Genomic DNA, 25,977 nt, shown 5'->3' with positions numbered 1-25,977 from the left:
GTAACGAAACAATGGTACGGACCGGAGCCCACCCCCTCCGGAGCGGCTCCGAGTCCCCTCCGGCTCTCACCAGCCCAGCAGCCAGCGCCCGCCGCCGATCAGCGAGCACAGCGACACCGCGTGGAAGAGGAAGAGCCACAGCACCGCCGGGGCGTGGGTCAGCCGGGCCAGCTGGTCCGCGTCGGAGTCCGGGGCGCCGCCGAAGCGCCGCTTGGACTGGAGCTCGAAGGGCGGCCGCACCCCGCCCAGCAGCAGGAACCAGACCACCGTGTACGCGAACGCCGACTGCACGTCCGACGAGGTCAGCCAGGACACCAGCAGGAACGCCGTACCGGTCAGGATGACGGTGAGCGCCCCGTACACATTGCGGATCATCACCAGCATCGCGGCGAGCAGCGCGGTGGAGATCCACAGGAGCAGCGTGATCCGGCCGTTGGTCAGCAGCCAGGCGCCGCCCAGACCCAGCAGCGAGGGGGCCGTGTAGCCGGCCGCGGCGGTGAGGATCATGCCGATCCCGGTCGGCTTGCCGCGGCTCACGGTCAGCCCGCTGGTGTCCGAGTGCAGCCGGATGCCCGACAGCTGGCGCCCGGTGAGCAGGGCCACCAGGCCGTGGCCGCCCTCGTGCGCGATGGTGATGGTGTTGCGCGCGAGGCGCCATATCGGATTCGGCACGACGGCGATGAGCGCCAGGGCGGCCGTCACCACCACCAGCCACTGCTCGGGGGCGGGCTGCGTGCCGGTGAGGCGATCCCACAGATCACCCAGTTCGGTGCTGTTCATCGGCCGGGCGACTCCTTGCGGCAGGGGTGGGCGGTCGTGGCAGTCTGGCACTTATGTGCGGACGGTATGCAGCGAGTCGGCGGCCCGAGGACCTGACCGGACTTTTCGGGGTCGAGAAGTGGGAACCCACCGAGACCCTGGAGCAGGACTGGAACGTGGCGCCGACCAAAGAGGTCTACGCGGTACTGGAGCGTCCTGTTAAGGACGCGGACGACCAGCGTCCGGTTCGCCAGCTGCGGACCCTCAAATGGGGACTCGTCCCCTCCTGGTCCAAGACCCCCGAGGGCGCCGCCCGGATGATCAACGCGCGCGCGGAGACCGTCCACGAGAAGCCCTCCTTCCGTAACGCCTTCGCCCAGCGCCGCTGCATCCTGCCCGCCGACGGCTACTACGAGTGGGTCACCGGGGCGGAGGAGCGGCAGCTGGAGGAGAAGAAGGGCAAGAAGCGGGCGCGCAAGCAGCCCTACTTCGTGACCCCCGCCGACGGCTCGGTCTTCGCGATGGCCGGACTGTACGAGTTCTGGCGCGACCCGACCCTCCCCGGCGACCACGAGAACGCCTGGTGGGTGACGTGCTCGGTGATCACCACCGAGGCCGAGACCACCCCCCTGGCCGTCGCCCCCGCCGAGGGCCCCGGCGCGCTCGCCGACATCCACCCCCGGATGCCGCTGATGCTCACCCCGGACCGTTGGGACACCTGGCTGGACCCCACGCACACCGGCCTGGACGAGCTGCGCGCGCTGCTGGAGCCGCCGCCCGGCGGGCTGATGCGCGCCTACCCGGTCGCCACCGCCGTCAGCAACGTCCGCAACAACGGGCCGGAGCTGCTGGAGGAGCTGGCCGCGCCGGAGGAGGCGACCCTCTTCTGAGGGGCGCGCGGCTGTTCTGAGGGGCGCGCGGGGGAGGATGTCCGCGTGAGCCGTGAACCACGTACGCAGAACGTCCCCACCGACGCCGGTGAGGCCCGGATCACCTGGGTCCCCGCCGCGACCGCCACGACCGCACCCGCACCCGCGCCCCGCCTCGTGCTCGCCGTGAGCCACGGGGCGGGCGGCGGCATCGAGGCCCGCGACCTGAAGGCCCTGGCCGCCGCCCTGCCCGCCCACGGGGTCACCGTCGCCCTGGTGGAGCAGCCCTGGCGGGTGGCCGGCAAGAAGGTGGCCCCCGCCCCGAAGACCCTGGACACCGGATGGCGCGGGCTGTGGCCCGCCCTGGCCGCACCCGGACTGCCCGTCGTCGCCGGAGGCCGCAGCGCCGGGGCCCGGGTCGCCTGCCGGACCGCCGCCGAGCTGGGCGCGGCGGCCGTCCTCGCCCTCAGCTTCCCGCTGCACCCGCCGGGCAAGCCGGAGAAGTCCCGGGCCGAGGAGCTGCTCGGCCCGGGCGTGCCCACCCTGGTCGTCCAGGGCGGCAACGACCCGTTCGGGCGACCGGAGGAGTTCCCGCCCGGCGCGTACGAGCTGGCTCAGGTGCCGTACGGCGACCACGGCTTCGCCGTACCGAAGAGGTCCGGCCTGACCGAGGCCCGGGCGTTGGAGGTTCTCACCGGGGCGGTCACCGGATGGCTCACCTCCCTCGGGTGACACGCACCACGGGAATGCGGCGTACGGGGGCGCTGTTGTTCGGGACGTCGGTACAACAACGTCGTACGTGGAGAGGGAGTCCGTCGCATGGGTTCGACCATCTGCCCCAGCCGCTCGAACGCCGCTGACCTGGAGTGGACCGTGCTGCCCGCGGCGAAGACCACTCGTGAGCGGCCGACGGGCGGCGCCGATCGACAGCCCGTCTCGAAGCAAGGTCGACTATTCTCCGAGGCGAGCGGGTCCGGTTTCGGCTCCGCCACATCGTTGGAGGAGGTGGGTCCGGTCACTGGGACCGACACAGGGACCGACGACGGCCGTGCACCGGAGACGACCGCCGAGCGCAACGCGCGCTTCGAGCGGGACGCCCTCGGCTTTCTCGACCAGATGTACTCGGCCGCGCTGCGCATGACGCGTAACCCCGCCGATGCCGAGGACCTGGTCCAGGAGACCTACGCGAAGGCGTACGGCTCCTTCCACCAGTTCCGTGAGGGCACGAACCTCAAGGCGTGGATGTACCGCATCCTCACCAACACCTTCATCAACTCGTACCGCAAGAAGCAGCGTGAGCCCCAGCGCAGCGCCGCCGAGGAGATCGAGGACTGGCAGCTGGCGCGCGCGGAGTCGCACATGTCGACCGGTCTGCGCTCCGCCGAGTCCCAGGCCCTCGACCACCTGCCGGACTCCGACGTGAAGTCGGCGCTCCAGGCGATTCCCGAAGAGTTCCGCATCGCCGTCTATCTCGCCGACGTAGAGGGCTTTGCCTACAAGGAGATCGCGGACATCATGGGGACACCCATCGGTACGGTGATGTCCCGGCTGCACCGCGGCCGCCGTCAGCTGCGCGGCATGCTGGAGGACTACGCCCGTGAGCGCGGGCTCGTCGCGGCCGGTGCCGGTGACTCGGACGATCGGAAGGGCTCGACCTCATGAGCTGCGGAGAGCCGCACGAGACGGATTGCTCGGAGGTCCTCGACCATCTCTACGAGTTCCTCGACCGGGAGATGCCCGAGGGCGACTGCACCAAGTTCGAGGTGCACTTCGAGGAGTGCTCCCCGTGCCTGGAGAAGTATGGCCTGGAGCAGGCCGTGAAGAAGCTGGTCAAGCGCTGCTGCGGTCAGGACGAGGTCCCGACCGACCTGCGCTCCAAGGTGATGGGCCGGATCGACCTGATCAGGGCCGGCGAGGCCGTGCCCGAGCAGGACATCACCGTCGGCGGCACGGATCAGGCCGCGACGGCGCGCGAGTAGCCACCGCACGCGCATAGCCACCGCACGCGCATAGCCACCGCACGCGAGTAGCCACCGCACGCGATTGAGCACCGGGCCGAAGGCGGCATCCCGCCCGCCTTCACGCTCGCCCGCGCCCCCGTTACGTCCTCGCCCGCCGCTGGTCGCCGAGATCCTTGCGAGAGTCCTCCCCCGGGCCGGTCTGACCCGGGCCGGGGCTGGGTAACCCATGGGTAATGAGCGGGCGTCCGGCCGGGCATGGTTGGATGCGAAGGAGAGCGGAAAACGAGGGTGTCCAGTCGGGACAGGCGGGAATCGTGAGGATCTTCGGGAAGGTACGGCATCGGCCGTCCGCCTCTTGGCGGCAGGCCACGGACCGCGCGTTCACGCTGATCGGCGACGGCCGGTACGAGGACGCGGGGGCGCTGCTGACGCGCGCGGCGGATCTGGAGCCCTGGCTCTCGGAGTCCTGGTTCAATCTCGCGCTGCTGCACAAGTTCCGGCACGACTGGGAACAGGCGCGCGCGGCGGGCCTGCGGGCGGTCGCGCTGCTGGACCGTGAGTCCGGCGCCCCGGACTGGTGGAACGTCGGCATCGCGGCCACCGCCCTCCAGGACTGGCCGCTGGCGCGCCGGGCCTGGCAGGCGTACGGCCTCAAGGTGCCCGGCTCCGGGCTGAACAGCGCGGCCACCACCGAGCCCACCGGCATGGAGCTGGGCAGCGCCGCTGTCCGGCTCTCGCCCGAGGGCGAGGCCGAGGTGGTCTGGGGGCGTCGGCTCGACCCGGCCCGGATGGAGGTCCTCTCCATCCCGCTGCCGTCCTCCGGGCGGCGCTGGGGCGAGGTCGTGCTGCACGACGGAGTGCCCAACGGCGAGCGGGTCACCGCCGCCGGACCCTCGTATCCGGTCTTCGACGAGATCGAGCTGTGGGCGCCCTCCCCGGTGCCGACCTGGGTGGTGCTGCTGGAGGCGGCCACCGAGGAGGACCGGGACGCGCTGGAGAAGCTCGCCTCGGACGCCGGGTTCGCCGCCGAGGACTGGTCCTCCTCCGTACGGCTGCTGTGCCGGGCCTGTTCGGAGAGCCGGATGGAGAGCGACGAGGGCGACGGGGAGCACCTGGACCCGCACGACCACAGCGAGCCGGGCCACCCGGGACCGCTCGGCCACCGCACCGCCGGGGCCGGCGACCTCTGGGTACCCGAGCGCGAATGCGGTCTCGCCGCTCCCGCCGGGCTGGTGCGCGGGCTGCTGGACGGCTGGGTCGCCGACAGCCCGGACAGCCGCGAGTGGCGGGATCTCGAAGAAGTCTGCTGACCGCTGCCCGTAGGCTGTAGGCGCACCGATCGCGGTGCGGTTCCCCAGGTTTTGCAGGAAGGCGTACGGCGGACATGTCGCAGCAGGAGACGGACGGGCGGATCGACGTGGACGACGAGGGGTTCGTCGTCGACACCGAGGACTGTGAGGAGCGCGAGGCGGCCTACCGCGCGCGCGGCACCTCGCGTCCGATCACGGTCGTGGGCAACCCGGTGCTGCACAAGGAGTGCAAGGACGTCACCGAGTTCGGCGACGAGCTGGCCCAGCTGATCGACGACATGTTCGCCAGCCAGAAGACGGCCGAGGGCGTGGGCCTGGCGGCCAACCAGATCGGCGTGGACCTGAAGGTCTTTGTCTACGACTGCCCGGACGACGACGGCGTCCGGCACACCGGCGTGGTCTGCAACCCGGTCCTGGAGGAGCTGGCCCCCGAGGCGCGGGTGCTGGACGACTCCAACGAGGGCTGCCTCTCGGTCCCGACCGCGTACGCCTCGCTCGCCCGCCCCGACTACGCGGTGGTGCGCGGCCAGGACGCCCAGGGCAACCCGATCAAGGTGCGCGGCAGCGGCTACTTCGCGCGCTGCCTCCAGCACGAGACGGACCACCTGTACGGCTACCTGTACATCGACCGGCTCTCCAAGCGCGACCGCAAGGACGCGCTGCGGCAGATGGAAGAGGGCACGCCGCGCTACGAGACCGTCCCCAACAGCTGAGGTCTCTCAGGCGACGCCGGACACAGCGCCCGCCGGCCCCCGGAAGGTCCGGCGGTAGGCGTTCGGCGTCGTCCCGAGCGTGCGCACGAACTGGTGGCGCAGGGTCGCCGCCGTACCGAACCCCGTCTGCCCCGCGATCGTGTCGATCGTCCGGTCGGAGGTCTCCAGCAGGTGCTGGGCCAGCAGCACCCGCTGCCGCAGCAGCCAGCGGTACGGCGTGGTCCCGGTCTCCTGCTGGAAGCGGCGGGCGAAGGTGCGCGGCGACATGTGCGCCAGCACCGCCAGCTGCTCCACCGACATCTCCTGGTCCAGGTGGTGCTCCATCCACGCCAGCGTGGAGCCGACGGTGTCGCAGGCGTTCCGGGGCAGCGGGCGGCTGATGTACTGCGCCTGGCCGCCGTCCCGGTGCGGCGGCACCACCATGCGCCGGGCGATCGTGTTGGCCGTGTCCTGGCCGTACTCCTGGCGGACCAGGTGGAGGCAGGCGTCGATGCCCGAGGCGGTCCCGGCCGAGGTGATGACGGACCCCTCGTCCACGTACAGCACGTCCGGCTCCACGATGGCCTTCGGGTAGCGCCGGGCCAGCTCCGCCGCGTGGCGCCAGTGCGTGGTGCAACGGCGCCCGTCCAGCAGGCCCGCCGCCCCGAGGACGTATGCCCCGGAGCAGACGCTCAGCACCCGCGCCCCGCGCTCCACGGCCCGGCGCAGCGCCTCCAGGACCTCTTCCGGATACTCCCGCTCCATGAAGTTGCTGCCCGCCGGTACGGCGATGAGGTCGGCCTCCTCCAGCCGGTCCAGGCCGTGTTCGGTACGGATGGTGAAGCCGGCGTGGGTGCGCAGTTCGGGGCCCTCGGCGGAGACGACCGCGAAGTCGTGGACCGGCAGGCCCTCTTCGCTCCGGTCCAGTCCGAAGACCTCGCTCAGCACGCCGAGTTCGAAGGGGTGGACCTCGTCGAGCAGCAGGACGGCGACGTTCTTCAGCATGGCGTCAGTGTGGCACGAGTGTGGCAGTAATTCGATGCTGTGTGGCAGTGCTGCCACTGACGAATGTGGGCCTGGCGGACGACAGTGGAGCCATGAACCTCTTCCTGAACTACCTGACCGTGGCCGCCCTCTTCGCCTTCGTGGCGCTCCCGGCCGCCATCGGCCTGGTGCGCGAGCGCCGCATCGACCGCCAGCTGCGCGATGCGGAACGGGGGGAGGTGGCACGTACGGAACCGAGGGGCACCGCGCGACCCTATAAGGTCACGCGGCGCTCCTACCCGAAGGGTTGGGCGAAGGCCTAGGCCGTGTTTGAAAGTGGGCTTCGTCCTTCGTCCCACATCGTGATGATCTAGGTGTGGGGCGAGGGGATCTTTCTGACGAGCCGTGGGCGGCGCTGGCGCCGTTGTTGCCAGTGATGGTGTTAGGCAGGCCGCCGGTGGACCGACGGAAGCTGATCGACGGCATCCGCTGGCGGGTGCGGACTGGTGCTCCGTGGCGGGATCTGCCGCGGGAGTACGGGCCGTGGCAGACCGTCTACGGGCTTTTCCGTCGCTGGCAGCGGGACGGCACATGGCCGATGCTGCTGACCAGGCTGCAAGCCCGGGAGGACGCGGCCGGGCTCATCACGTGGGAGGTGAACGTCGACTCCACGATCTGCCGGGCCCATCAGCACGCAGCAGGCGCCCGCCGCGACGGAAGCGCCCAGAAGGAGCCGCCGGGCGGTGTCCACGTCGAGCCGGAGGACCACGGCCTGGGCCGGTCCCGAGGAGGCTTTACCACCAAGATCCACCTGGCCTGCGAACAAGGCCAGCGGCCGCTGTCCGTGCTTGTCACCGCCGGACAGCTCGGCGACAGCCCCCAGTTGGCAGCCGTTCTGGAACGTATCCGAGTCCCGCGCATCGGGCCGGGCCGTCCCCGTGTCCGGCCACTGCGTGTGCGGGGCGACAAGGCGTATTCATCCCGCGCCAACCGGGTCTACCTGCGAAAGCGCGGGATCCGCTGCACCATACCCGAGCCGGCCGACCAGGTCGGCAACCGCAAGCGCCGAGGGAAGGGCGGCGGGCGGCCTCCCACCTTCGACCGCCAGGACTACAAGGCCCGGCACGCAGTCGAGTGCGGGATCAACCGGCTCAAGCGCAACCGGGCGGTGGCCACACGGTTCGACAAACTCGCCCTCCGCTTCGAGGCCACCGTCCTGATCGCCGCGATCGGCGAGTGGCTGTGACTGCCGAAGGGTGTCGGCCTCGCATGCCATGCTGGCCGCGACCAGGTTGAACGGGGCGGGGGGAGATCGCACAGATGGGGGCTCGGTACTACGGCGCCGACAGCGAGAACGGCGACCGCATCGACGACCCGTCCGAGGACGCGCTGTTCATGATGATCAGCGACCTCAACGACTCCGACAACACCTTCGTGGTCGTCCAGCCCGATGAGGACGACCCCGTCTGGTTCGCCTCAGTGTCCGTGCTGGACGAACGCGGCTACGAGATCGTCCGCCGCGACACCACCCGAAACGAGCACGAGGTCACCACCTCGACCAGCATCAACGACATCGCCCGCGACCTCACCATCTGGATGGCCACCCGCAGAATCAGCGCTCGCTAGCCCCGATCTCACCCCGGCGTCGGACCTCTGCGGCCTGCTCCCGCGCCGCGGTTGCCTCTGCTCTGGCCCTGGCCCGGTCCTCCTTGAAGACCAGCACACCAGCCAACGCGTCCAGGGCCTCAGCGATCCTCTCCCGCCAGTCAGCGAACTCGACGGAGTCGGCATCGGAAGGCTGCTGCGACTGCACGAAGCGGAGGTGGCACAGGGCGTGCTTCACCACGGGGTCAACCACGAGGCTTCTTTCGATCGGTACGCGGTCGACCCCATCGTGCACCACTTTCAAAACACGGCCTAGGAGGGCGCCTTTCCGGTCCGCCGTCCCGAAGGTGCTGCCTGATCAGCCGACGACGGAGAAGAAGACCGAGGTGTCCTCGGCCCACCAGAAGGAGCCTTCACCATCGGCCCATTCGGAGTACCAGCCGTCCAGGGCCCCTATCAGCTCCTTCAGTTCGTACCTGAGGTCGGGGTCTATCCGGTCCAGCACCTCGCGGTAGGCCTTGATGGCGGGCCCGGCCTGCTGCATCGGCCAGCACCCGATCTCCGGTGAGCCTTCCAAGGGCCGGGGGATGCGGAACGCGATCTCGGACGGCGGCCCGCTGAAGATGTACTGACTGGGCAGCAGGTCGGCGGCGACGCCGGCCGTGCTCAGTTGGTCGTCCAGCGTGGTGAAGACGGTGATGGGGCTGCGGTAGCTCGCCAGCGTGGACATGTCGCTGCCGTTGTGGTCGATGACGATCTGGAGAGCCGCGTAATAGGCGCTTCCGGCCCATTCGGCGGTGGAGTCGGCACGTCCGGAGACGAGCTGCTCCAGAGCGTCCTGCACCGGCAGGCCCCAGTCCACGTCCTGGCGGTCCAGATCGTCCTGGCGAGCTCGGGCCACCGCCCGCATCTTGTCCAGCAGCTGTATGTCGTCGGCGGTCAGATCCTGTGCGGGAAGGAAGCGCGCGATCTTTCCGCGGTTGGCCATGCTGTAGTTCACGATCTTGCTCATGGGCGCATTCTCCCAAGAGACGTCAGTTTCCGTCCGTGTCCCGGTACTCGGGGAACAGGTGCGGGTGCTGCTTCGCGAGCAACCGGGTGATCGCTTCGTGGGTGGGGTCGGTGATGCCCCAGCTGTGTGCGGAAGGGTGTGCGGCGAAGAGTTCGCATGCTTCATTACGGGGGTCGAGCACGGGACACCGGAGCTTGGCGAGCCCTGAGCCCTTCCACCGGACCCAGACGGCGCTTCCGGGCCGTCCGCCTTCATCCCAGAGCATCGCGGCGTGCTGGTCGTCATGTTCTCCGCCGAGTTCGCAGAGGACGTGCCCGGCTTCGGGACGGTGTCCGGCGGGCGACAGGGCGATGAGGTGGTCCGGAGGCGGGAGAAGAGCGACAGCGGTGCACTGGTTCATGGTTGGGGCCGCTCCCGTGGATCGTCGGAGGCGTCGTCGGTGCTGAGTGGTCCGGCGATGAGGTCCCCGAGCGGGTCGGTGACGTCCCAGGAGTGCCCTGTGGTGTGGTCGTTGAAGAACGAGCACCGTAAGAGGACGTCGGTGTCGAAGTTACGGAGGGTGGCGGGGCACCGGGGCTCGGCCTGGATGCGGTGGGTGCGGTCGGTGCCGGTGCCGCTCCAGAAGAACCAGAGGGCGGGCCGGTCGGGTTCGTCGGCGGCGCTGAGGAGTGCGGCGTGATCGGTGAGGGTGTCGTGTTCGCCGAGTTCACACAGGACGTAGTGGTCGAGGGTCAAGTCGTCGGGAGGGGCGCCGGGTCCGCCGGCCATGGTGACGAGGGCGACGGTCACCTCGCCGAGAGGAATCCGGGTCACGGCGGTGCACTGAAGCACGTGAGGTCTCCTCTGTGGAGGGGCTACGGGCGGTGGGCCGGGGAGGTGTGCCACCCGGCGAGGGTGAGGCTGAGCCCGACGGCGGGGTCGAGGACGGTGAACTGAAGGGGGAAGCCCGCTTCCAGGGTCCGTATCGCGTCGTCCTGGCGGTGGTGGTCGGTGGCCCAGAAGCGCAGCCCTTCGGGAGCGTCGGAGCCGTGGAAGAGGACGGACCGGACGTCGCCGGGTGACTCGTCCCGCACGCCGCTGCCGTGTCCGTCGGCGAGGCGGAGGGCCTGCCTGCGGAGCCACAGCAGGACGAGCCGTCGGTTGCGTACGCTGACCCGGCCGAGCGAGGCGAACCGCTGCCCGGCGGCCAGGGTCACCTCGGCGGCGTAACCGGCGCGCATCATGCGGCACGCCCGTGGTCGCCGCGCTGGACGAGGTCCCGGAGCTGTTCGGCCGCCGCCTCGATCTCCGCCACGACGGCGGTCCGGGTGGCCAGTCGGCCGTGGAGCGTCGCGTCCAACTCGACGCAGAACAGGGCCCGGTAGGCGGGGTCGGATTCGATGCGTACGAGTTCGGCGAAGGGTGCGGTGGGGGTGGCCGGGCGCCGGGTGAGCGCGTACATGAGGCGGGGGAGGCGGAGCCGTAGGTGGATCTCGGCGGCCCCCAGGGCGAGGGTGAGCCGGACCCGTAACCGGGTGAGGGGGCGCGGCGTCACAGCACCTCACCCCGACTGCGGGCGTTGGCCCGGGCGGTACGGGCGCGGAGCTGCTCTATGGGCAGCGCGGGGCGTACGTGCCGGGGCTCGACCTCCCACGTGCGCCCGCCGCCGACGGGGCGGAGGGACCAGTAGAGGCCGGCGGTCCCTCGGAACTCGCCCACGCGGTTGTCGCGGCTGGTGTCGACCAGGAGCGCACCGGCGGTGGGTAGCAGCGACTCCATTTCCACTCGCATTTGTTCCCTTCTCAATGTGGGTATGTCGAACGCCGGTACAAGATCGGTCACGGGGCCGCCGGAGGCCGTACTCGTAGCACGGCCCTTCGCGGGCCGGTGCCCGGTCAGCCTTGGGGTGCTGTCACGTCCGATGGAACGTGGTCAGGCCTTCTTGTACGCGGTGTCGTCGGCCGTGATGAACTGATTCGTTCCGAGGGGCACGGCGACGACCTGACAGGCGCCCAGAACGACGGGAGCGCTGTACTCGTGGGCGTTCTGGCCCATGACGACGACCTCCTGGTCGCGATCTCCGGACGCTCGGATCTGAGCGCTGGCTCGGCTCAGCCGGGCGACGTGTCCGCGGAACTCACTTGCGGGGCGGTCACCTTGCGTGATGAACAGTCAACCCGCAGTAGGGGTATGGCGGTACGGTGACGGGGAGGCCATGCGGTATCACGGGTATCACGGGGGCGGGAATGACCATGAGCGCACCTAACCAGCGGTTGCGGGATCTCATCTCCGAGTCGGGTCTCACCTATGAAGCGCTCGCCAAGGCCGTCCGGCGTGTCGCTGCCGAGTGCGGCGTCGAGTTGGCCACGAACAAAGGCATGATCCGGCACTGGCTCAACGGTGTCGTACCGCAGGAGACGACCGCTCGGTTCTTGGCCGCCGCCCTGTCTCGGCACCTCGGCCGTCTGCTCACGTCGGCCGACCTGGGCCTACCGAGCCCGGATGCGGCAGAGGATGACACCATGGGCCTGTCCCTCGGGGAGGACCCGATCGATGCCCTGGTGCCGATGTGGAGGGCCGAATTGGACCGGCGAACCTTCCTGACCAGCTCCGCCTACTCCGTGGCCGCCGCCGCACTGCCTCTCGACTACGTGCAGGAGGTGGCCGACAGGTCGGCTGCCGCCCGAACCGGACACATCGTCGGAATGGCCGAGGTGCGTGCGGTGAGGGACATGGTCAGGATGTTTTCCGAGATGGACGAACGCCACGGTGGTCGGCACGGGCGCTCCGCCCTTGTCCAGTACCTCCGTGACGACGTCGCACCGCTGTGCCGTGCCCGCTTCCACAACGAGGAGATGCGTCGGTCCATGCTCTCCGCCGCCAGCCGGGGTGTGCACCTCCTGGGCTGGAAGTCCTACGACGCGGGACAGCAGGGACTGGCCCAGCGTTACTACCTTCAGTCCTACGCACTGGCTGTTGAGTCCGGCATCACCGGGCAGGACGGGTTCGTCATGCGCACCATGGCCATGCAGGGTTTGAAGCTTCACCGCCCCGAGCACTGCCAGGGCCTCGCGGAAACCGGACTGAACCGAGCCAAGGGCAAGGTCGACAACGCGACCATGGCTCTGTTCCGTGTCGTCCACGCCCACACCCTCGCCAAGAGCGGGCAACGGCGAGCCGCTGTCGCCGAGGCCGACCGCGCTCGTGAACTCCTCGCCGCCGACAAGGGCGACGAGACTCCTTTCTGGGCCCTGGCCTGGGGGCCACCCGCCGCCTCCGTCTACTCCCGGACGGCCAAGGTGTACGAGACGCTGGGGGACTTCAGCGCCGCTGCGGGCCAGTACGCCCGGGCGGCGACCGCCCGCCCTGCCACGACCTATGCGCGGATCGTCTCGCTCGACCTCGTGGCCGGCGCGGAGATGCAGCTCAAGCGTGGCCGGATCGAGGAGGCGTGTGCGACCTGGAACCGGGCCATCGACCATATGGATGGCGTGCAGTCGATGCGTACACGTAGAGCTGTCAAGAACATGCGGAAGGACCTTGCGCGGTTCCGCGCTCGCGGGGTGCGCTGTGCGGCGGAACTCGATGAGCGCGCGCTCGACTTCCTCGGTCGATGAGTAGAAGCTCGACGGTCGCTGCACGCACGCCGAGCGACATAGGAAAGCTCTTGTGGTGAGGATGTCACTCACCGGACATCCTCACCACAAGAGCTGAGCCGGGGCCTAGAAGTCGTCGTCGAACCCGACCGAGCCCTCGACCGCCACCTGGTAGGCGGACGGGCGGCGCTCGAAGAAGTTCGTCAGCTCCTGGACGCCCTGGAGCTCCATGAAGGAGAACGGGTTCTCCGAGCCGTACACCGTCGGGAAGCCCAGGCGGGCGAGGCGCTGGTCGGCGACGCACTCCAGGTACTGGCGCATCGACTCGGTGTTCATGCCCGGCAGGCCCTCGCCGCACAGGTCGCGGCCGAACTGGAGCTCCGCCTCGACGGCCTCCTTCAGCATGTCGGTGACCTGCTGCTGGAGCGCGTCGTCGAAGAGCTCCGGCTCCTCCTTGCGGACGGTGTCCACGACCTCGAACGCGAAGTTCATGTGCATCGTCTCGTCGCGGAACACCCAGTTGGTGCCCGTGGCGAGGCCGTGCAGCAGGCCGCGCGAGCGGAACCAGTACACGTACGCGAAGGCGCCGTAGAAGAACAGCCCCTCGATGCACGCCGCGAAGCAGATCAGGTTCAGCAGGAAGCGGCGGCGGTCGGCCTTCGTCTCCAGCCGGTCGATCTTCTCGACCGAGTCCATCCACTTGAAGCAGAACTGGGCCTTCTCACGGATCGAGGGGATCTCCTCGACCGCGTCGAACGCCGCCGCCCGGTCGTCCGGGTCGGGCAGATAGGTGTCCAGCAGCGTCAGATAGAACTGGACGTGCACGGCCTCCTCGAAGAGCTGCCGCGACAGGTACAGCCGCGCCTCGGGGGAGTTGATGTGCTTGTACAGCGTCAGCACGAGGTTGTTCGAGACGATCGAGTCGCCCGTCGCGAAGAAGGCGACGAGGCGGCCGATCATGTGCTGCTCACCCGGCGACAGCTTCGCGAGGTCGGCGACGTCCGAGTGGAGGTCGACCTCCTCGACGGTCCAGGTGTTCTTGATCGCGTCCCGGTAGCGCTCGTAGAAGTCCGGGTAGCGCATGGGACGCAGGGTCAGCTCGAATCCCGGGTCGAGCAGGTTCTTCTCTTCGTTGGTGGTGCTCATTACTGGCAGGCCTCGCAGGACTCGGGGTTCTCAAGGGAGCAGGCGATGGCGTCCGCGTCGGGAGCCGACGCCTGCTGTACGGGAATGGGGGCGGCGGCCGACGCCTGGCCGGACGCGGCACGGGCGATCCGGGTCGCCGGGCGCGAACGCAGGTAGTACGTCGTCTTCAGCCCCTGCTTCCAGGCGTACGCGTACATCGAGGAGAGCTTGCCGATCGTCGGCGTCTCCAGGAACAGGTTGAGCGACTGGCTCTGGTCGAGGAACGGCGTACGGGCCGCCGCCATGTCGATCAGGCCGCGCTGCGGGATCTCCCACGCCGTGCGGTACAGCGCCCGCACGTCGTCGGGGATCCAGGCGAAGCCCTGCACGGAGCCGCTGGCCTCGCGCAGCGCCTCACGGGTGCGGGCGTCCCACACGCCGAGCTTCTTCAGCTCGTCCACCAGGTAGGCGTTCACCTGGAGGAACTCACCGCTGAGCGTCTCGCGCTTGAACAGGTTGGAGACCTGCGGCTCGATGCACTCGTACACGCCGGCGATCGAGGCGATCGTCGCGGTCGGCGCGATGGCGAGCAGCAGCGAGTTACGCATGCCGGTCTTCGCGACCCGGGCGCGCAGCGCGTCCCAGCGCTCCGGCCAGTTCAGCTCGGTGTCGTAGTGGTCCGGGTGCAGCACACCGCGCGCGGCACGCGTCTCGGACCACGCGGGCAGCGGGCCCGAACGCTCGGCGAGGTCGCAGGACGCCTCGTACGCGGCGAGCATGATGCGCTCGGAGATCTTCGTGGAGAGCGCGCGGGCCTCGGGGGAGTCGAAGGGCAGGCGCAGCTGGAAGAAGACGTCCTGGAGGCCCATGGCGCCGAGGCCGACCGGCCGCCAGCGGGAGTTGGAGTTCCCGGCCTGCTCGGTCGGGTAGAAGTTGATGTCGACGACCCGGTCGAGGAAGGTGACCGCGGTGCGGACGGTGGAGTCCAGGCGGTCCCAGTCGATCGAGCCGTTCGCCACGAAGGCGCCCAGGTTGACCGAGCCGAGGTTGCAGACGGCCGTCTCGCCGTCGTCGGTGACCTCCAGGATCTCCGTGCACAGGTTCGAGGAGTGCACGACCCGGCCCGGCTCGGCGGTCTGGTTGGCGGTCCGGTTGGAGGCGTCCTTGAACGTCATCCAGCCCTGGCCGGTCTGCGCGAGGGTCCGCATCATCCGGCCGTACAGCTCACGCGCCGGGATCGACTTGCGGGCCAGGCCCTTGGCCTCGGCGGCGCGGTACGCGGCGTCGAACTCGTCGCCCCACAGGTCGACCAGCTCGGGGACCTCGGCGGGGGAGAAGAGCGACCAGTCGGTGTCCGCGTCGACGCGGCGCATGAACTCGTCCGGGATCCAGTGCGCCAGGTTCAGGTTGTGCGTACGCCGCTGGTCTTCACCGGTGTTGTCGCGGAGCTCCAGGAACTCCTCGATGTCCGCGTGCCAGGTCTCCAGGTAGACCGCGGCCGCGCCCTTGCGCCGGCCGCCCTGGTTCACCGCCGCCACCGAGGCGTCCAGCGTCTTGAGGAACGGCACGATGCCGTTGGAGTGCCCGTTGGTGCCCCGGATCAGCGAACCACGGGCGCGGATGCGGGAGTACGAGAGGCCGATGCCGCCCGCGTGCTTCGAGAGGCGCGCCACCTGGTGGTAGCGGTCGTAGATCGAGTCCAGCTCGTCCTTGGGGGAGTCCAGCAGGTAGCAGGAGGACATCTGCGGGTGCCGGGTGCCGGAGTTGAAGAGCGTGGGGGAGGAGGGGAGGTAGTCCAGCTTGCTCATCAGCCCGTAGAGCGCGGCGACCTCGTCCAGCGCGCGCACCGACTCATCCTCGGCCAGACCGGCGGCCACGCGCAGCATGAAGTGCTGCGGGGTCTCGATGACCTGGCGGGTGATCGGGTGGCGCAGCAGGTAGCGGCTGTGCAGCGTACGGAGACCGAAGTAGCCGAAGCGGTCGTCCGCGCCCTCGGCCAGCGTCCGCTCGACCAGCTCGTCCAGCGCCTTGGAGTGCAGTTCCACGAAGGCGGCGGTGCGGTCCGCGATCAGGCCCTCGCGGTGGCCGACGGCGACCGAGGCGGAGAAGGACGTGGCGCCCTGGCCCGCGGCCTCGTCGGCGATCGTACGGGTCAGCAGCCGGGCGGCGAGTTTGGAGTACGCCGGGTCCTCGGAGATCAGGCCCGCCGCCGCCTCGGTGGCCAGCGAGCGCAGCTCGGCCTCGTCGGAGCGGGCGTTGCGCCCGCGCAGCGCGGAGGCGGCGACCCGTCCGGGGTCGGTGTCGGGCAGATCGACGGTGAGGTCGGTCAGGGTCCGCAGCAGGGCGGTCCCGGGTCCGTCGTTCGTGCCTTCGCCGGACGTGGTGGAGGCGGCGGATTCGGTGGCTGAAACCGGATCGGCGGGCGCGATGGTCACTGGGCTTTCCCTCGCTCGGCTGGGGGCCGGCGGCGAGCGGGGAGCCGGGCAGCACAATGCCCGTGAGGGCAGCACTGCTCACGGCGTCCACCGGCCCATCCGCGAGGCCCGGACGTCTGGCGTCCGGTTCGGTCGAGCCGGACGCGCTGTCGACAGGTCTTCGGACTTCGGGTGTGCAAAAGCACACTGATCACACCGTTGCGGGACAGTTCCGGATTCGCACCGGATTCCCCTGCGGCGACAGCGAGGTCGAGCATACATGTGGGGGGCGCTCGTTGAGGAAGCCCCCACATGTTGTGTCGGCGTGAACAGATGTCGGTATGGCGGTCTGGCTTCTTCGCCCGGTTTTCTCCGGATCGGACAGGTGCGGACAGCCCTGTGCGAGGGCGCGAAAAGGGGCCGCCGCGCCCCTGGGAGGGGTGCGACGGCCCCGATCGGCCGGTGGGGGTCAGCAGCAGCGGAAGCCCTCGCGGGGGTCCGCCTCGCGGGCGTCCGTGCGGCTGTGTTCGAAGGCGCGGCGGTCCATCACCGGAGTGTCCGGATCGTGGGCCCTCGCGTGCGCCACATAGCGGTCGTACGTCGACTCGCCGGTCAGTTCCCGGACGTACCAGCGGATCCGTCCCGCCACCCGCCGTACGTCCGCGAGGGTCATGTCCGGCTCCCCGTTCCCGCCGTCTCCTTGCGGATGCCGCCCTCGGGGCCGACGCCGGCGGCGGCCAGTTCGGCCTTCTCCTCCTTGGTGGCGAAGATCGAGGCCGGGGCGACGAGCTTGGACTCCACGTAAGGCGTCTCGTGGAGCTTCACGCTCTCCGGGTCGCGGATGGCGTTGAAGCAGACCCGGCCGGCGTCCACGAGCACCACGATGATGAGGAGCGCGAAGAGGGCGCACAGCACGCCGTCGACGGTGGAGTTGGTGACGACGGTCTGCATGTCGTCCATGTTCTTGGCCGGCGGCAGCACCTCGCCCGCGTCGATGCCCGCCTGGTACTTGTCGCGCTGGGCGAAGAAGCCGACCTTCACGTCCGGCGAGAAGATCTTCTGCCAGCTCGCGGTGAGGGTGACCGCCACGTCCCAGGCGAGCGGGACGGCGGTGACCCACGCCCACTTCAGCCGGCCGGACTTGACGAGCAGGGTGGTGCAGACGGCCAGCGCGACGGCGGCCAGCAGCTGGTTGGCGATGCCGAAGAGCGGGAAGAGCTGGTTGATGCCGCCCAGCGGGTCGTGCACGCCGACCCAGAGGAAGTAGCCCCAGCCGCCGACCACGACGGCGCTGGCGAACCAGACGCCCGGCTTCCAGCTGACCTCGCGGAACGGCTTGTAGGCGTTGCCCAGCATGTCCTGGAGCATGAAGCGCCCGACGCGGGTGCCGGCGTCCACGGTGGTGAGGATGAAGAGCGCCTCGAACATGATGGCGAAGTGGTACCAGAACGCCTTCATCGCGGTTCCGCCGATCACCGCGGAGAAGATCTCCGCCATGCCGAGCGCGAAGGTCGGCGCACCGCCGGTCCGGGAGAGCAGACTCGTCTCCTCGACGTCCTTGGCGGCCTGCGCCAGGGCGTCCGGGGTGATGGTGAAGCCGAAGTGGGCCACGGCCTCGGAGGCGGACTGGACGCTGTCGCCGATGACTCCGACGGGCGCGTTGATGGCGAAGTAGAGGCCGGGGTCGATGATGCAGGCCGCGATCATCGCCATGATCGCCACGAACGACTCGACCAGCATGGCGCCGTAGCCGATCATCCGGATCTGCGTCTCCTTCTGGACCATCTTCGGCGTGGTGCCGGAGGAGACCAGGGAGTGGAAGCCGGAGAGCGCGCCGCAGGCGATGGTGATGAAGACGAACGGGAACATCGAGCCGGCGAAGACCGGTCCCGAGCCGCTGGAGGCGAAGTCGGTGACCGCGGGCATCTTCAGGGTCGGCAGCGCGACGATGACGCCGAGGGCCAGCAGCCCGATCGTGCCGACCTTCATGAAGGTGGAGAGGTAGTCGCGCGGGGCCAGCAGCAGCCACACGGGGAGCACGGAGGCGAGGAACCCGTACACGATCATCCAGATGACCAGCGTGCCCGGCTCCAGCGTGAAGAAGTCCGCCCACGACGACTCGGCGACCCAGCCGCCCGAGACGATCGCCAGGAGCAGCAGCGCGACGCCGATGAGGGAGACCTCACTGACCTTGCCGGGCCGCAGGATGCGCAGATAGACGCCCATGAAGAGGGCGATCGGGATCGTCATGCCGATGGAGAAGACGCCCCACGGCGAGTGGGCGAGCGCGTTCACGATGACCAGCGCGAGGACCGCGAGCAGAATGATCATGATGATGAAGACGGCGATCAGCGCGGCGATCCCGCCGACCGGACCTATCTCGTCGCGCGCCATCTGGCCGAGGGAGCGGCCGTTGCGGCGGGTGGAGAAGAAGAGCGTCACCATGTCCTGGACGGCACCGGCGAAGATGACGCCGACGACGAGCCAGATCGTGCCGGGCAGATAGCCCATCTGCGCGGCGAGCACCGGGCCGACCAGCGGCCCCGCCCCCGCGATGGCGGCGAAGTGGTGGCCGAACAGGACCCGGCGGTCGGTGGGGTGGAAGTCCACACCGTTGTCCAGCCGTTCGGCCGGCGTCGCGCGGTTCTTGTCCGCCTTCAGGACCCGGTTGGCGATGAACCGGGAGTAGAAGCGGTAGGCGATGGCGTACGAGCCCAGCGCCGCCGCCAGCATCCAGGCGGCGGAGACCTCCTCACCCCGCGAGAGCGCGAGGGTGGCCCAGCCGATCGCGCCGACCAGGCCGACCAGGCTCCAGACGGCTATGGACTTCGGGGATAGCGCCCGCCGTCCCGGTGCTTGTGGAACCGGTGGTGCTGGTGTGGGCGATTCCGGCATATCGATCCGTCCCCTCGCGTGATCACTGTCGTAACGTGCGCGAAATCTAGGGGCTCGTGGGCGCTCTCCGGAACCCCTGTCCGCATTCCGGTCAGGTGTCACCGGTGTCGCGCGGCCCCGCACCGCCGTGGTTTCGCGGTTGGGGCACGGATGGTGAGGGGGATCGGTTCACGCGTGACCGGAGGAAATTCACGCGATCCTCAAGGATGTTCACGTGATCCAAGTGGGGAGAGGGGGCCGGGCGTCAGACCCAGCCCCGGCGGGCCGCCTCCGCACCGGCCTGGAAGCGGCTGCGGGCGTCCATGCGGGCGGTCAGCTCCGCGTTCATCCGGCGGACGGTCCGCAGCGAGACCCCCAGGCGGCGGGCGGCGGTGGCGTCCGTGTGCCCCTGGGCCAGGAGGGAGAGCAGTTCGCCCTCCTGCGGGGTCAGGCCGTCGCTGTCCACGGGCGGCCGGGCGCCGAGCGGGGTGGCGGCGGTCCAGAGGCTCTCGAACAGCAGCCGGGCGACCAGGACGGCCCCCTTGCTGCGCAGCTCCAGCGCGCCGGCCCGGCCGTCGTCGGGGTCGAGCGGAACGAGGGCCACCTCGGCGTCGACCACGACCATGATGAGCGGCAGCGTGGGTAACGTACGGCTCTCGGCGCCGAGTCCGCCGATCCAGTTCACGTACCGCAGGGTGTCCGGGTCGTTGCGGAAGCTGTCCTGGTAGATCGAGCGGATGCGGACGCCGCGCTCCAGGGCCTGCTGGTCGAGCGGCTTGCTGGCCGCCAGGGTGTCGGGGGCCTGGGCGCCGCCGGGCAGCAGGGAGAGGCACTCGGTCCTGGCCAGTTCGGCGAGTTCGGTCAGCCGCTCCCGTACGGCGTCGAGCCCCTCCAGCCGCTTGATGACGTCGAACCCGCGCCGCACCCCCCGGCCGCTGTGGGCGGCGAGCGCGGAGACCGCGTCCCGGGCGACCTCCAGGCCCCGCTGCTGGCGCGCCAGTTCGGCTTCCCGCCGGGAGAGCAGGAAGGGCAGGCTGGCGGCCGGGTCCAGGGCGCGGAAGACCGGCGGATCGCCGGCGGCGGAGCGGTCGTCGCGGTTGTCCAGCAGGCAGAGTTCGGCGAGCCGGTCGAGGGCGTCGCGCACGTCCTGCTCGCTGCGGCCCAGCCGCGCGACGATCTGGTCGAGCCGCAGCTCCGGTTCCTCCAGGACGAGCCGATACACGAGCTCCGTCCGTGCGTCCAACCCCAGTACCTGAAACATCTCTGGCTCCCCCGCCGATGTCACGCCGCACCTGAACGCCGCTGCCGGGCCGGGTCCCCGCATCGGCACCGGCGCGAGTTTAAGCCGCAAGGGCCGGACAGGTATAGACCAAGTCCATGGGATGGAATGCGCCATGCGGTCGGGCGGGCACTGTCCGGAGTGTGAACATCCCGTGGTGAAGGTGTGGCCTCTTGGTGCCTGGCCACCGGCTGCCAGCGAGGCGTCGCCGCAGGTGACGGGGGCATGTGCGGCGCGGCGGGCGCTGGCAGCCTGCTGCCGGTAACTCCCGGCCACCGGCAGGGCGTGACCCCCGGACCCCCGCGACGCCATGCTCAGGCCGTGCTCAGACATGCACCCGCTGTTGTCGAGAAGGAGCCCCACATGCAGGCATTCCGTACGCTCTCCCTCCGCATCGCCCTGGCCTGTGCCCTGGCCCCGGTGCTCCTGGCCACGGTCGGCCCCGCCACCCGGAGCGGCTTCTCCTGGGGGTGACCCGGGGAGAAGGGAACCTCCTCCGTGTACCTGGTGACCGCGCTGCTGGTGCGGACCGAGTCCCCGGAGCCCGCCGCCTGGACCGCCCGCGAGCTGGCCCGTCGGCTGCGGGCCTCCTGCACCGGAGCGAGGACGCGGCGACCTGGCCCGGACGGTCCGCGCCCGGCCCACCTGTACGCCGCCTCGTACCTCGGCCGGACCGTCCGCGCCGCTCTCTACATGGAGGACTCCGACCCCCTCCACGCCGAACTGGCCGCCCTGGATTTTCTCCTCGCCTCCCTGGCCGCCGACCCCGGCGCCAGGGGATGGCACCTGGCGGTCCTCGGCCGCCCGGACCTGCACCGCCTGCCCGAACGGAAAGGACCCGACCCGCCATGTCACGGGAGCACCCCACCGTGTCCGTGATCATCCCGAACCACAACTACGAGAAGACCCTGAGGGCCTGTCTGGAATCCGTCTTCGCCCAGACCCTGCGCCCGCTGGACGTGGTGGTCGTGGACGACGCCAGCACCGACTCCTCCCGCGACATCGCCCGGGAATTCCCCTGCGTCCTCGTGGCCCGCCCCGACAACGGGGGCGTCTCCGCCGCCCGCAACCTCGGCGTCGCCGCCTCGCGCGGCGAGATCCTGTTCTTCCTCGACTCCGACATCGCGCTGGCCCCCGACGCGATCGAGAACGCGGTCGCCCTGCTGGGCGCCGACCCGGAGACCGGCTGCGTCCACGGGGTGCTCGACCCCGAACCGCTCTTCGACGACGGGCCGGTGGAGGTCTACCACTGCCTGCACGCCCACTTCTGGCGGCTGCGCAGCACCGGGATCGTGGGCACCGCCTTCTTCGCCCTGGCCGCGATCGAACGCCGCGTCTTCGAGGCCACCGGGCCCTTCGACGAGAACCTGCGGGACTCCGAGGACGTGGAGTACAGCGACCGCCTCGCCGCCACCCACCGCATCCGCCTTAGCGAGCGGGTCACCGGCCGCCACGACGACGTGGACCGGCTGCTGCCGATGCTCGCCGAGCAGTTCCGCCGCTCCCAGCTGCTCGTCCCGGTCGCCGCTGTCGAGCGCCGCCGGGGCGGCGGGCTGCGGGCCAACCGCACGGGCGGGGTCCTGGCCGCCGCCCTGGTCCCCGCCACGCTCCCGCTCGCGCTGCTGACGCCCTGGCTGCTCCTGGTGCCCCTGGCCTGCGCGCTGGCCTTCGCCCTGGCGGACGTGGAGCTCTCCCGCTTCGTGGCCCGCCGCGAGGGGTGGCCCTTCCTCCTCCGCTTCACCGCCCTGCACTTCGCGGTGCACCTGGCCCTGGTCCTCGGCGCGGTCCTCGGGGGCGTCCGCTGGCTGGTGGACCCGGGCTTCGGCCCCTCCGTCCGGCGCCGCGGGGACCGGCGGTCGGCGGTGGTCGCGCCATGAGCACGGCGACGCGGGACGAGGGTGCGGCCGGGACCGCTGAGGCCGCCGAGGCCGTCCCGAGTGGCGGTGCCGCCGAGGCCGTCCCGGGCGCCGTTGTGCCCGAAGCCGCCACCGTACGGCCGTCCCGGCGGGCCCGGTTCCTCCGGCTCACCGCCGCGCTCGTCCTGATCGTGGCGACCTGCTTCGCCGTGGGTGGTTCGCTGCGCGGAGCCGGTACGGAGATGGCGCAGGCGGCCGGACGGCCCGGGGGCGTGCTGCTGCTGACGGCCGCCCTCCTCGCCAACGCGGCCGGACTCGTCCTGTCGATGCTCTCCTGGCGGGTCCTCGTCGTGGACGAGGGAGCGGAGGCGGGCGGCAAGGGCGCGAAGGCCCGTACCTCCGACATCGCGCGGATTTTCTTCATCGGCGTCATCAGCAAGTTCGTCCCCGGCCGGATCTGGGGCGTCCTCGCCCACGTCCAGCTCGGCAAGGCCCTCGGCATCGCCCCCGAGCGGATGATCGCGGCCTTCGGGCTCGGCCTCGTCATCGGCATGACCACCGGCGCCGCCGCCGGACTCCTGGTCGCCCCGGCGGTGTTCGGCGCCCACGCGTGGGTCTTCGCCCCCCTCGTCCTGCTCGCCGCCGCGGCCGTCGTCCGGCCCGGCTGGGTGGGCCGGCTGGTCGCGTGGACCATGCGGCTGGCCCGGCGCCCCGCCCAGGCCGCCGCGTCCTCCCCCCGGGCCCTGCGCGCCTCCATCGGCTGGGCCAGCGCCTCCTGGGCGGTCTCCGGGCTCCACCTGTGGGCCATCGCCGTCCTCCTCGGCGCCCCGCCGCTCCTCTCCCTGCCCGTCTGCGTCGGCGGCTTCGCCCTCGCCACCGTCGCCGGAAGCCTCGCCTTCGTCCTGCCCGACGGCTGGGGCGCCCGCGAACTCGTCCTGCTCGGCCCCCTCAGCGCCGTCATGCCGCTCTCCGCCGCGGCTGCCGCCGTCATCGCCAGCCGGCTGGTCTGCGTGCTGAGCGAAGTCGCCGCCACCGGCGGAGCGCTGCTCTGGGCCCGCGCCGCGGGCCCCCTCCCCACACCCCGACCCGCGCTCCCGGAAGGAGCCGCATGACCACCGCCGCAACACCCCCGCCCTCCGACACCACGCTCCCGCCCTCCGACACCACGCCCCCGGTCACCGGTCTGCCACCGCTGATCACCGTGGACGACTGCGAGGAGATGCCGCTGCGCCGGGTGCACGACCTCTACCGGTCGCACGTCAACAAGAGCCAGGTCTCCCTGATGACCTCCTTCGGCTTCGGCCGGGAGCTCGTCAGCCACGCCGAGGGCTCCTGGATCCACACCCGCGACGGCCGCCGCGTCCTCGACTTCACCGGAGGTGTCGGCGTCCTCAACCACGGCCACAACCACCCCCGCATCCTCGCCGCCCGCCGCCGCTTCCAGGAGCAGCGCCGGATGGAGGTGCACAAGACCTACTTCTCGCCCTACATCGCGGCCCTCGGCCACAACCTCGCCCAACTCCTCCCCGGCGACCTGGACATGTCGTTCTTCCCCAACTCGGGCGCCGAGGCGGTCGAGGGCGCGGTGAAACTCGCGTACAAGTACCACGGCGGCAAGCGGCAGCGGATCCTGCACGCCGACATCAGCTTCCACGGCAAGCTGCTGGGCTCCGGGAGCCTCACCGGCAGCGCGCAGACCGCCTTCGCATTCCCCGGCATCCCCGGCGTCTCCGCCTTCCGCTACGGCGACCTCGACTCCGTACGCGAGAGCGTCGCGGCGGCCCGGAACGCCAAGGGGCGCTGCGATGTGTACGCGATCCTCATCGAGCCGTTCTCCGCCTCGACCATGACGGAGTGCTCGGAGGAGTTCCTGCGCGGGCTGCGGGAGCTGTGCACCGCCGAGGACATCGTGCTGATCTTCGACGAGATCTACACCGGCTGGGGCAAGACCGGCAGCCTCTTCCACTTCATGCGCTACCCCGGGCTCGTCCCGGACGTCGTGACCACCTCGAAGTCCTTCGGCGGCGGCAAGTCCTCCATCTCCGCCTTCGTCGCCCGCGAACCCGTCTTCCGCCAGGCGTACGACAGCCTCGGGGACGCGATGCTCCAGTCGACCAGCACCACCTACTACGGCTTCGGCGAGGAGACCGCCACCGCGCTGGAGGCCGTCAACATCGCGGTGGAGGACGACTATCCGGCCCGCGCCCGCGCCATCGAACGCGTCCTCGCCCCCGGCCTGGAGCGGCTGCGCAAGCAGTACCCCGACATCATCGCGGACGTCCGGGGCGCCGGAGCGCTCTATGGGGTCTTCCTCGACGGCGGCCCCAAGATGCTCGACCTCGCCGCCAAACTCGCCCCCGGAGGGCTGGCGCGCGATCCTCTTCTGCGGACGAAGGTCATCACCTGCGCGGTCGTCAACGCGATGTACCAAGAACACAACGTGTATATGTACTACACGCTCAACGGGCGCAGCCCGCTCGTCGCGGCTCCCTCCCTGGTCGCCGGGGCCGAAGAGGTGGAGATCTTCCTCGACGCCTTCGACAAGACCCTCGCCCGGGGCATGAACCGGCTCCTCGCCGCGTTCCTGAAGGACAAGGCGGTGTCCCGATGGGCCGCCTGACCATCGCCGTCACCGGAGCGGCCGGCATGCTCGGCTCGCACCTGGTGACCCGGCTCGCCGCCGACGGGCACGACGTCATCGGCATCGACCTGCGCGACGACCCCCAACCGCCCCCGGGCGCCCGGCACGTGGTCGCCGACATCCGGGACGGCGCGGTGCTCGGCCGGGCCTTCGCCGGGGCCGACGCACTGGTGCATTGTGCGGCCGCGCTGCCCAGCTACCCCGTGGACCAGATCCGCTCGATCACCGTCGACGGCACCCGTACGGTCCTGACCGCCGCCCACCGGGCCCGGGTGCCGCGCGTCGTGCACATCTCCTCCACCGCCGTCTACGGGCTCCCCAAGCGGGTCCCCACCCCGGAGGACCACCCGCGCGAGCCCGTCGACCCGTACAGCAGGGCCAAGGCCGAGGCGGAGGAGGTCTGCGAGGAATTCCGGGCACGGGGGATGTGCCTGCCGGTGCTCCGCCCCAAGACCTTCCTCGGGCCGGGCCGGATGGGCCTGTTCGCGATGCTCTTCGAATGGGCCGAGGAGCGGCGCAACTTCCCCGTCCTGGGCCGGGGGGACGTCCGCATCCAGATGTTCGGCATGGCCGACCTGGTCGACGCGGTGGTGCTCGCCCTGCACGCCGAACCGGAGATCGCCAACGACGTGTACAACCTGGGCGCCGCCGAGTTCGGCACCCTGCGCGAGGACTTCCAGGCCGTCCTGGACGCCGCCGGACACGGCAAGCGGGTCGTCCCGCTGCCCGCCGCGCCCGCCCTCGGCGTCCTGCGCCTGCTGGAGCGCACCAAGCTCTCCCCTGTCTACGGGCGGCTGCTCTTCAAGCTCCTCGACGACTCGTACGTGGACATCAGCCGCGCCACCGAACGGCTCGGCTTCCGTCCCCAGCTCTCCAACCAGGACGCCATCCTCGGTACGTACGCCTGGTGGCGCACCCAACGGCAGGGCAGCGCACCCGCTGCCGGGGCCGGCCGGACCAGCCGGGACCCGTGGCGCCAGGGCGCGCTGGGCCTCGCCAAGGTCTTCTTCTAGGACCCGGG

28 protein-coding genes and 1 riboswitch are annotated in these 25,977 nt (G+C 70.6%); of the genes, 14 read left to right on the top strand and 14 right to left on the bottom strand.

All coding sequences use genetic code 11. The annotated features are described in order from the left end of the window. Positions 1-66 precede the first annotated feature (66 nt). On the bottom strand, positions 67-780 hold the full coding sequence (locus tag IF17_RS0100580; protein ID WP_030561025.1) for a M50 family metallopeptidase: 714 nt from the start codon (positions 778-780) through the stop codon (positions 67-69). A 53-nt stretch (positions 781-833) separates the two neighbouring features. Between IF17_RS0100580 and IF17_RS0100575 the strand changes: the two genes are divergently transcribed. The 6 genes from IF17_RS0100575 to def all read left to right on the top strand — a co-directional run bounded on the left by IF17_RS0100575 (position 834) and on the right by def (position 5,612). Further along, the gene (locus IF17_RS0100575) at positions 834-1,649 is read left to right on the top strand and encodes an SOS response-associated peptidase (RefSeq protein ID WP_030561023.1); all 816 of its coding nucleotides are present in this window, start codon (positions 834-836) and stop codon (positions 1,647-1,649) included. 45 nt (positions 1,650-1,694) lie between these two features. Further along, complete coding sequence (locus tag IF17_RS0100570; RefSeq protein WP_030561021.1) at positions 1,695-2,360, top strand: alpha/beta hydrolase family protein; 666 nt, start codon at positions 1,695-1,697, stop codon at positions 2,358-2,360. Between the two features lie 273 nt (positions 2,361-2,633). Continuing rightward, positions 2,634-3,290 (top strand): sigma-70 family RNA polymerase sigma factor, encoded by a 657-nt coding sequence (locus IF17_RS0100565; protein ID WP_018510075.1) that lies wholly within the window; start codon positions 2,634-2,636, stop codon positions 3,288-3,290. Beyond that, a complete protein-coding gene (gene rsrA / locus IF17_RS0100560; protein ID WP_018510074.1) occupies positions 3,287-3,607 on the top strand; it encodes a mycothiol system anti-sigma-R factor in 321 nt (106 codons plus the stop codon). The genes IF17_RS0100565 and rsrA overlap by 4 nt, the downstream gene beginning before the upstream one ends. Before the next feature lie 296 nt (positions 3,608-3,903). After that, positions 3,904-4,899: a tetratricopeptide repeat protein gene (locus IF17_RS0100555; RefSeq protein ID WP_030561019.1), complete on the top strand. Its 996-nt coding sequence runs from the start codon at positions 3,904-3,906 to the stop codon at positions 4,897-4,899. A gap of 74 nt (positions 4,900-4,973) precedes the next feature. Further along, entirely contained in the window at positions 4,974-5,612 is a 639-nt protein-coding gene (def, locus tag IF17_RS0100550; RefSeq protein ID WP_030561017.1) for a peptide deformylase, read from the top strand. Between the two features lie 6 nt (positions 5,613-5,618). On the opposite strand, the gene IF17_RS0100545 is transcribed toward def, so the two are convergent. Then, complete coding sequence (locus IF17_RS0100545) at positions 5,619-6,596, bottom strand: GlxA family transcriptional regulator (protein WP_030561015.1); 978 nt, start codon at positions 6,594-6,596, stop codon at positions 5,619-5,621. A 92-nt stretch (positions 6,597-6,688) separates the two neighbouring features. Here IF17_RS0100545 and IF17_RS0100540 point away from each other — a divergent pair, with 92 nt between their 5' ends. The 3 genes from IF17_RS0100540 (at position 6,689) to IF17_RS0100530 (ending at position 8,201) form a co-directional block, all read left to right on the top strand. Beyond that, positions 6,689-6,898 carry a hypothetical protein gene (locus IF17_RS0100540; protein ID WP_030561012.1) on the top strand — a complete coding sequence of 70 codons (210 nt, stop codon included), beginning with the start codon at positions 6,689-6,691 and terminating at the stop codon, positions 6,896-6,898. A gap of 53 nt (positions 6,899-6,951) precedes the next feature. Beyond that, positions 6,952-7,821: an IS5 family transposase gene (locus IF17_RS0100535; protein WP_030561010.1), complete on the top strand. Its 870-nt coding sequence runs from the start codon at positions 6,952-6,954 to the stop codon at positions 7,819-7,821. A gap of 74 nt (positions 7,822-7,895) precedes the next feature. After that, a complete protein-coding gene (locus tag IF17_RS0100530) occupies positions 7,896-8,201 on the top strand; it encodes a hypothetical protein (RefSeq protein WP_030561008.1) in 306 nt (101 codons plus the stop codon). Between the two features lie 337 nt (positions 8,202-8,538). On the opposite strand, the gene IF17_RS0100520 is transcribed toward IF17_RS0100530, so the two are convergent. The 7 genes from IF17_RS0100520 to IF17_RS1000000140085 all read right to left on the bottom strand — a co-directional run bounded on the left by IF17_RS0100520 (position 8,539) and on the right by IF17_RS1000000140085 (position 11,226). Continuing rightward, entirely contained in the window at positions 8,539-9,192 is a 654-nt protein-coding gene (locus IF17_RS0100520) for a DUF7691 family protein (RefSeq protein ID WP_030561005.1), read from the bottom strand. Between the two features lie 22 nt (positions 9,193-9,214). Then, positions 9,215-9,592, bottom strand: a complete 378-nt coding sequence (locus tag IF17_RS0100515; RefSeq protein ID WP_030561003.1) for a hypothetical protein — start codon at positions 9,590-9,592, stop codon at positions 9,215-9,217. After that, the gene (locus IF17_RS1000000138375; protein ID WP_030561001.1) at positions 9,589-10,023 is read right to left on the bottom strand and encodes a hypothetical protein; all 435 of its coding nucleotides are present in this window, start codon (positions 10,021-10,023) and stop codon (positions 9,589-9,591) included. The genes IF17_RS0100515 and IF17_RS1000000138375 overlap by 4 nt, the downstream gene beginning before the upstream one ends. Before the next feature lie 23 nt (positions 10,024-10,046). Continuing rightward, complete coding sequence (locus tag IF17_RS0100505; RefSeq protein WP_030560999.1) at positions 10,047-10,415, bottom strand: hypothetical protein; 369 nt, start codon at positions 10,413-10,415, stop codon at positions 10,047-10,049. After that, positions 10,412-10,726 (bottom strand): hypothetical protein, encoded by a 315-nt coding sequence (locus tag IF17_RS01000000136040; protein WP_030560997.1) that lies wholly within the window; start codon positions 10,724-10,726, stop codon positions 10,412-10,414. The genes IF17_RS0100505 and IF17_RS01000000136040 overlap by 4 nt, the downstream gene beginning before the upstream one ends. Beyond that, positions 10,723-10,962 (bottom strand): hypothetical protein, encoded by a 240-nt coding sequence (locus IF17_RS0100495; protein WP_051883842.1) that lies wholly within the window; start codon positions 10,960-10,962, stop codon positions 10,723-10,725. The genes IF17_RS01000000136040 and IF17_RS0100495 overlap by 4 nt, the downstream gene beginning before the upstream one ends. Before the next feature lie 141 nt (positions 10,963-11,103). Beyond that, positions 11,104-11,226 carry a hypothetical protein gene (locus IF17_RS1000000140085; protein WP_256859059.1) on the bottom strand — a complete coding sequence of 41 codons (123 nt, stop codon included), beginning with the start codon at positions 11,224-11,226 and terminating at the stop codon, positions 11,104-11,106. A 191-nt stretch (positions 11,227-11,417) separates the two neighbouring features. Between IF17_RS1000000140085 and IF17_RS0100485 the strand changes: the two genes are divergently transcribed. Further along, entirely contained in the window at positions 11,418-12,788 is a 1,371-nt protein-coding gene (locus tag IF17_RS0100485; RefSeq protein ID WP_030560993.1) for an NsdA family TPR-like regulatory protein, read from the top strand. A gap of 105 nt (positions 12,789-12,893) precedes the next feature. Here IF17_RS0100485 and IF17_RS0100480 read toward each other — a convergent pair whose 3' ends face one another. From IF17_RS0100480 to IF17_RS0100460, 5 genes are all read right to left on the bottom strand, one after another. Continuing rightward, on the bottom strand, positions 12,894-13,913 hold the full coding sequence (locus tag IF17_RS0100480) for a ribonucleotide-diphosphate reductase subunit beta (protein WP_018510062.1): 1,020 nt from the start codon (positions 13,911-13,913) through the stop codon (positions 12,894-12,896). Beyond that, complete coding sequence (locus IF17_RS0100475; RefSeq protein ID WP_030560991.1) at positions 13,913-16,327, bottom strand: ribonucleoside-diphosphate reductase subunit alpha; 2,415 nt, start codon at positions 16,325-16,327, stop codon at positions 13,913-13,915. The genes IF17_RS0100480 and IF17_RS0100475 overlap by 1 nt, the downstream gene beginning before the upstream one ends. 134 nt (positions 16,328-16,461) lie before the next feature. Continuing rightward, positions 16,462-16,584, bottom strand: a riboswitch (cobalamin riboswitch). Between the two features lie 191 nt (positions 16,585-16,775). Continuing rightward, positions 16,776-16,979 (bottom strand): YbdD/YjiX family protein, encoded by a 204-nt coding sequence (locus IF17_RS0100470; RefSeq protein ID WP_018510060.1) that lies wholly within the window; start codon positions 16,977-16,979, stop codon positions 16,776-16,778. After that, a complete protein-coding gene (locus IF17_RS0100465; RefSeq protein ID WP_030560988.1) occupies positions 16,976-19,201 on the bottom strand; it encodes a carbon starvation CstA family protein in 2,226 nt (741 codons plus the stop codon). The genes IF17_RS0100470 and IF17_RS0100465 overlap by 4 nt, the downstream gene beginning before the upstream one ends. Positions 19,202-19,445: 244 nt before the next feature. Then, the gene (locus IF17_RS0100460) at positions 19,446-20,441 is read right to left on the bottom strand and encodes a helix-turn-helix transcriptional regulator (protein WP_018510058.1); all 996 of its coding nucleotides are present in this window, start codon (positions 20,439-20,441) and stop codon (positions 19,446-19,448) included. An 866-nt stretch (positions 20,442-21,307) separates the two neighbouring features. Here IF17_RS0100460 and IF17_RS0100445 point away from each other — a divergent pair. From IF17_RS0100445 to IF17_RS0100430, 4 genes are all read left to right on the top strand, one after another. Continuing rightward, positions 21,308-22,336 (top strand): glycosyltransferase family 2 protein, encoded by a 1,029-nt coding sequence (locus IF17_RS0100445; RefSeq protein WP_030560986.1) that lies wholly within the window; start codon positions 21,308-21,310, stop codon positions 22,334-22,336. Further along, positions 22,333-23,427, top strand: coding sequence for a lysylphosphatidylglycerol synthase domain-containing protein (locus tag IF17_RS0100440; RefSeq protein ID WP_030560985.1), 1,095 nt, complete (start codon positions 22,333-22,335; stop codon positions 23,425-23,427). The genes IF17_RS0100445 and IF17_RS0100440 overlap by 4 nt, the downstream gene beginning before the upstream one ends. 107 nt (positions 23,428-23,534) lie before the next feature. Then, positions 23,535-24,935: an aspartate aminotransferase family protein gene (locus tag IF17_RS0100435; RefSeq protein ID WP_051883863.1), complete on the top strand. Its 1,401-nt coding sequence runs from the start codon at positions 23,535-23,537 to the stop codon at positions 24,933-24,935. Beyond that, the gene (locus IF17_RS0100430; protein WP_030560981.1) at positions 24,923-25,969 is read left to right on the top strand and encodes an NAD-dependent epimerase/dehydratase family protein; all 1,047 of its coding nucleotides are present in this window, start codon (positions 24,923-24,925) and stop codon (positions 25,967-25,969) included. The genes IF17_RS0100435 and IF17_RS0100430 overlap by 13 nt, the downstream gene beginning before the upstream one ends. Positions 25,970-25,977 lie beyond the last annotated feature (8 nt).

This window comes from Streptomyces cyaneofuscatus, from assembly GCF_000718135.1.
GTDB classification, from domain to species: Bacteria; Actinomycetota; Actinomycetes; order Streptomycetales; family Streptomycetaceae; genus Streptomyces; species Streptomyces cyaneofuscatus.
This window is presented reverse-complemented; position numbering and strand designations above follow the sequence as displayed.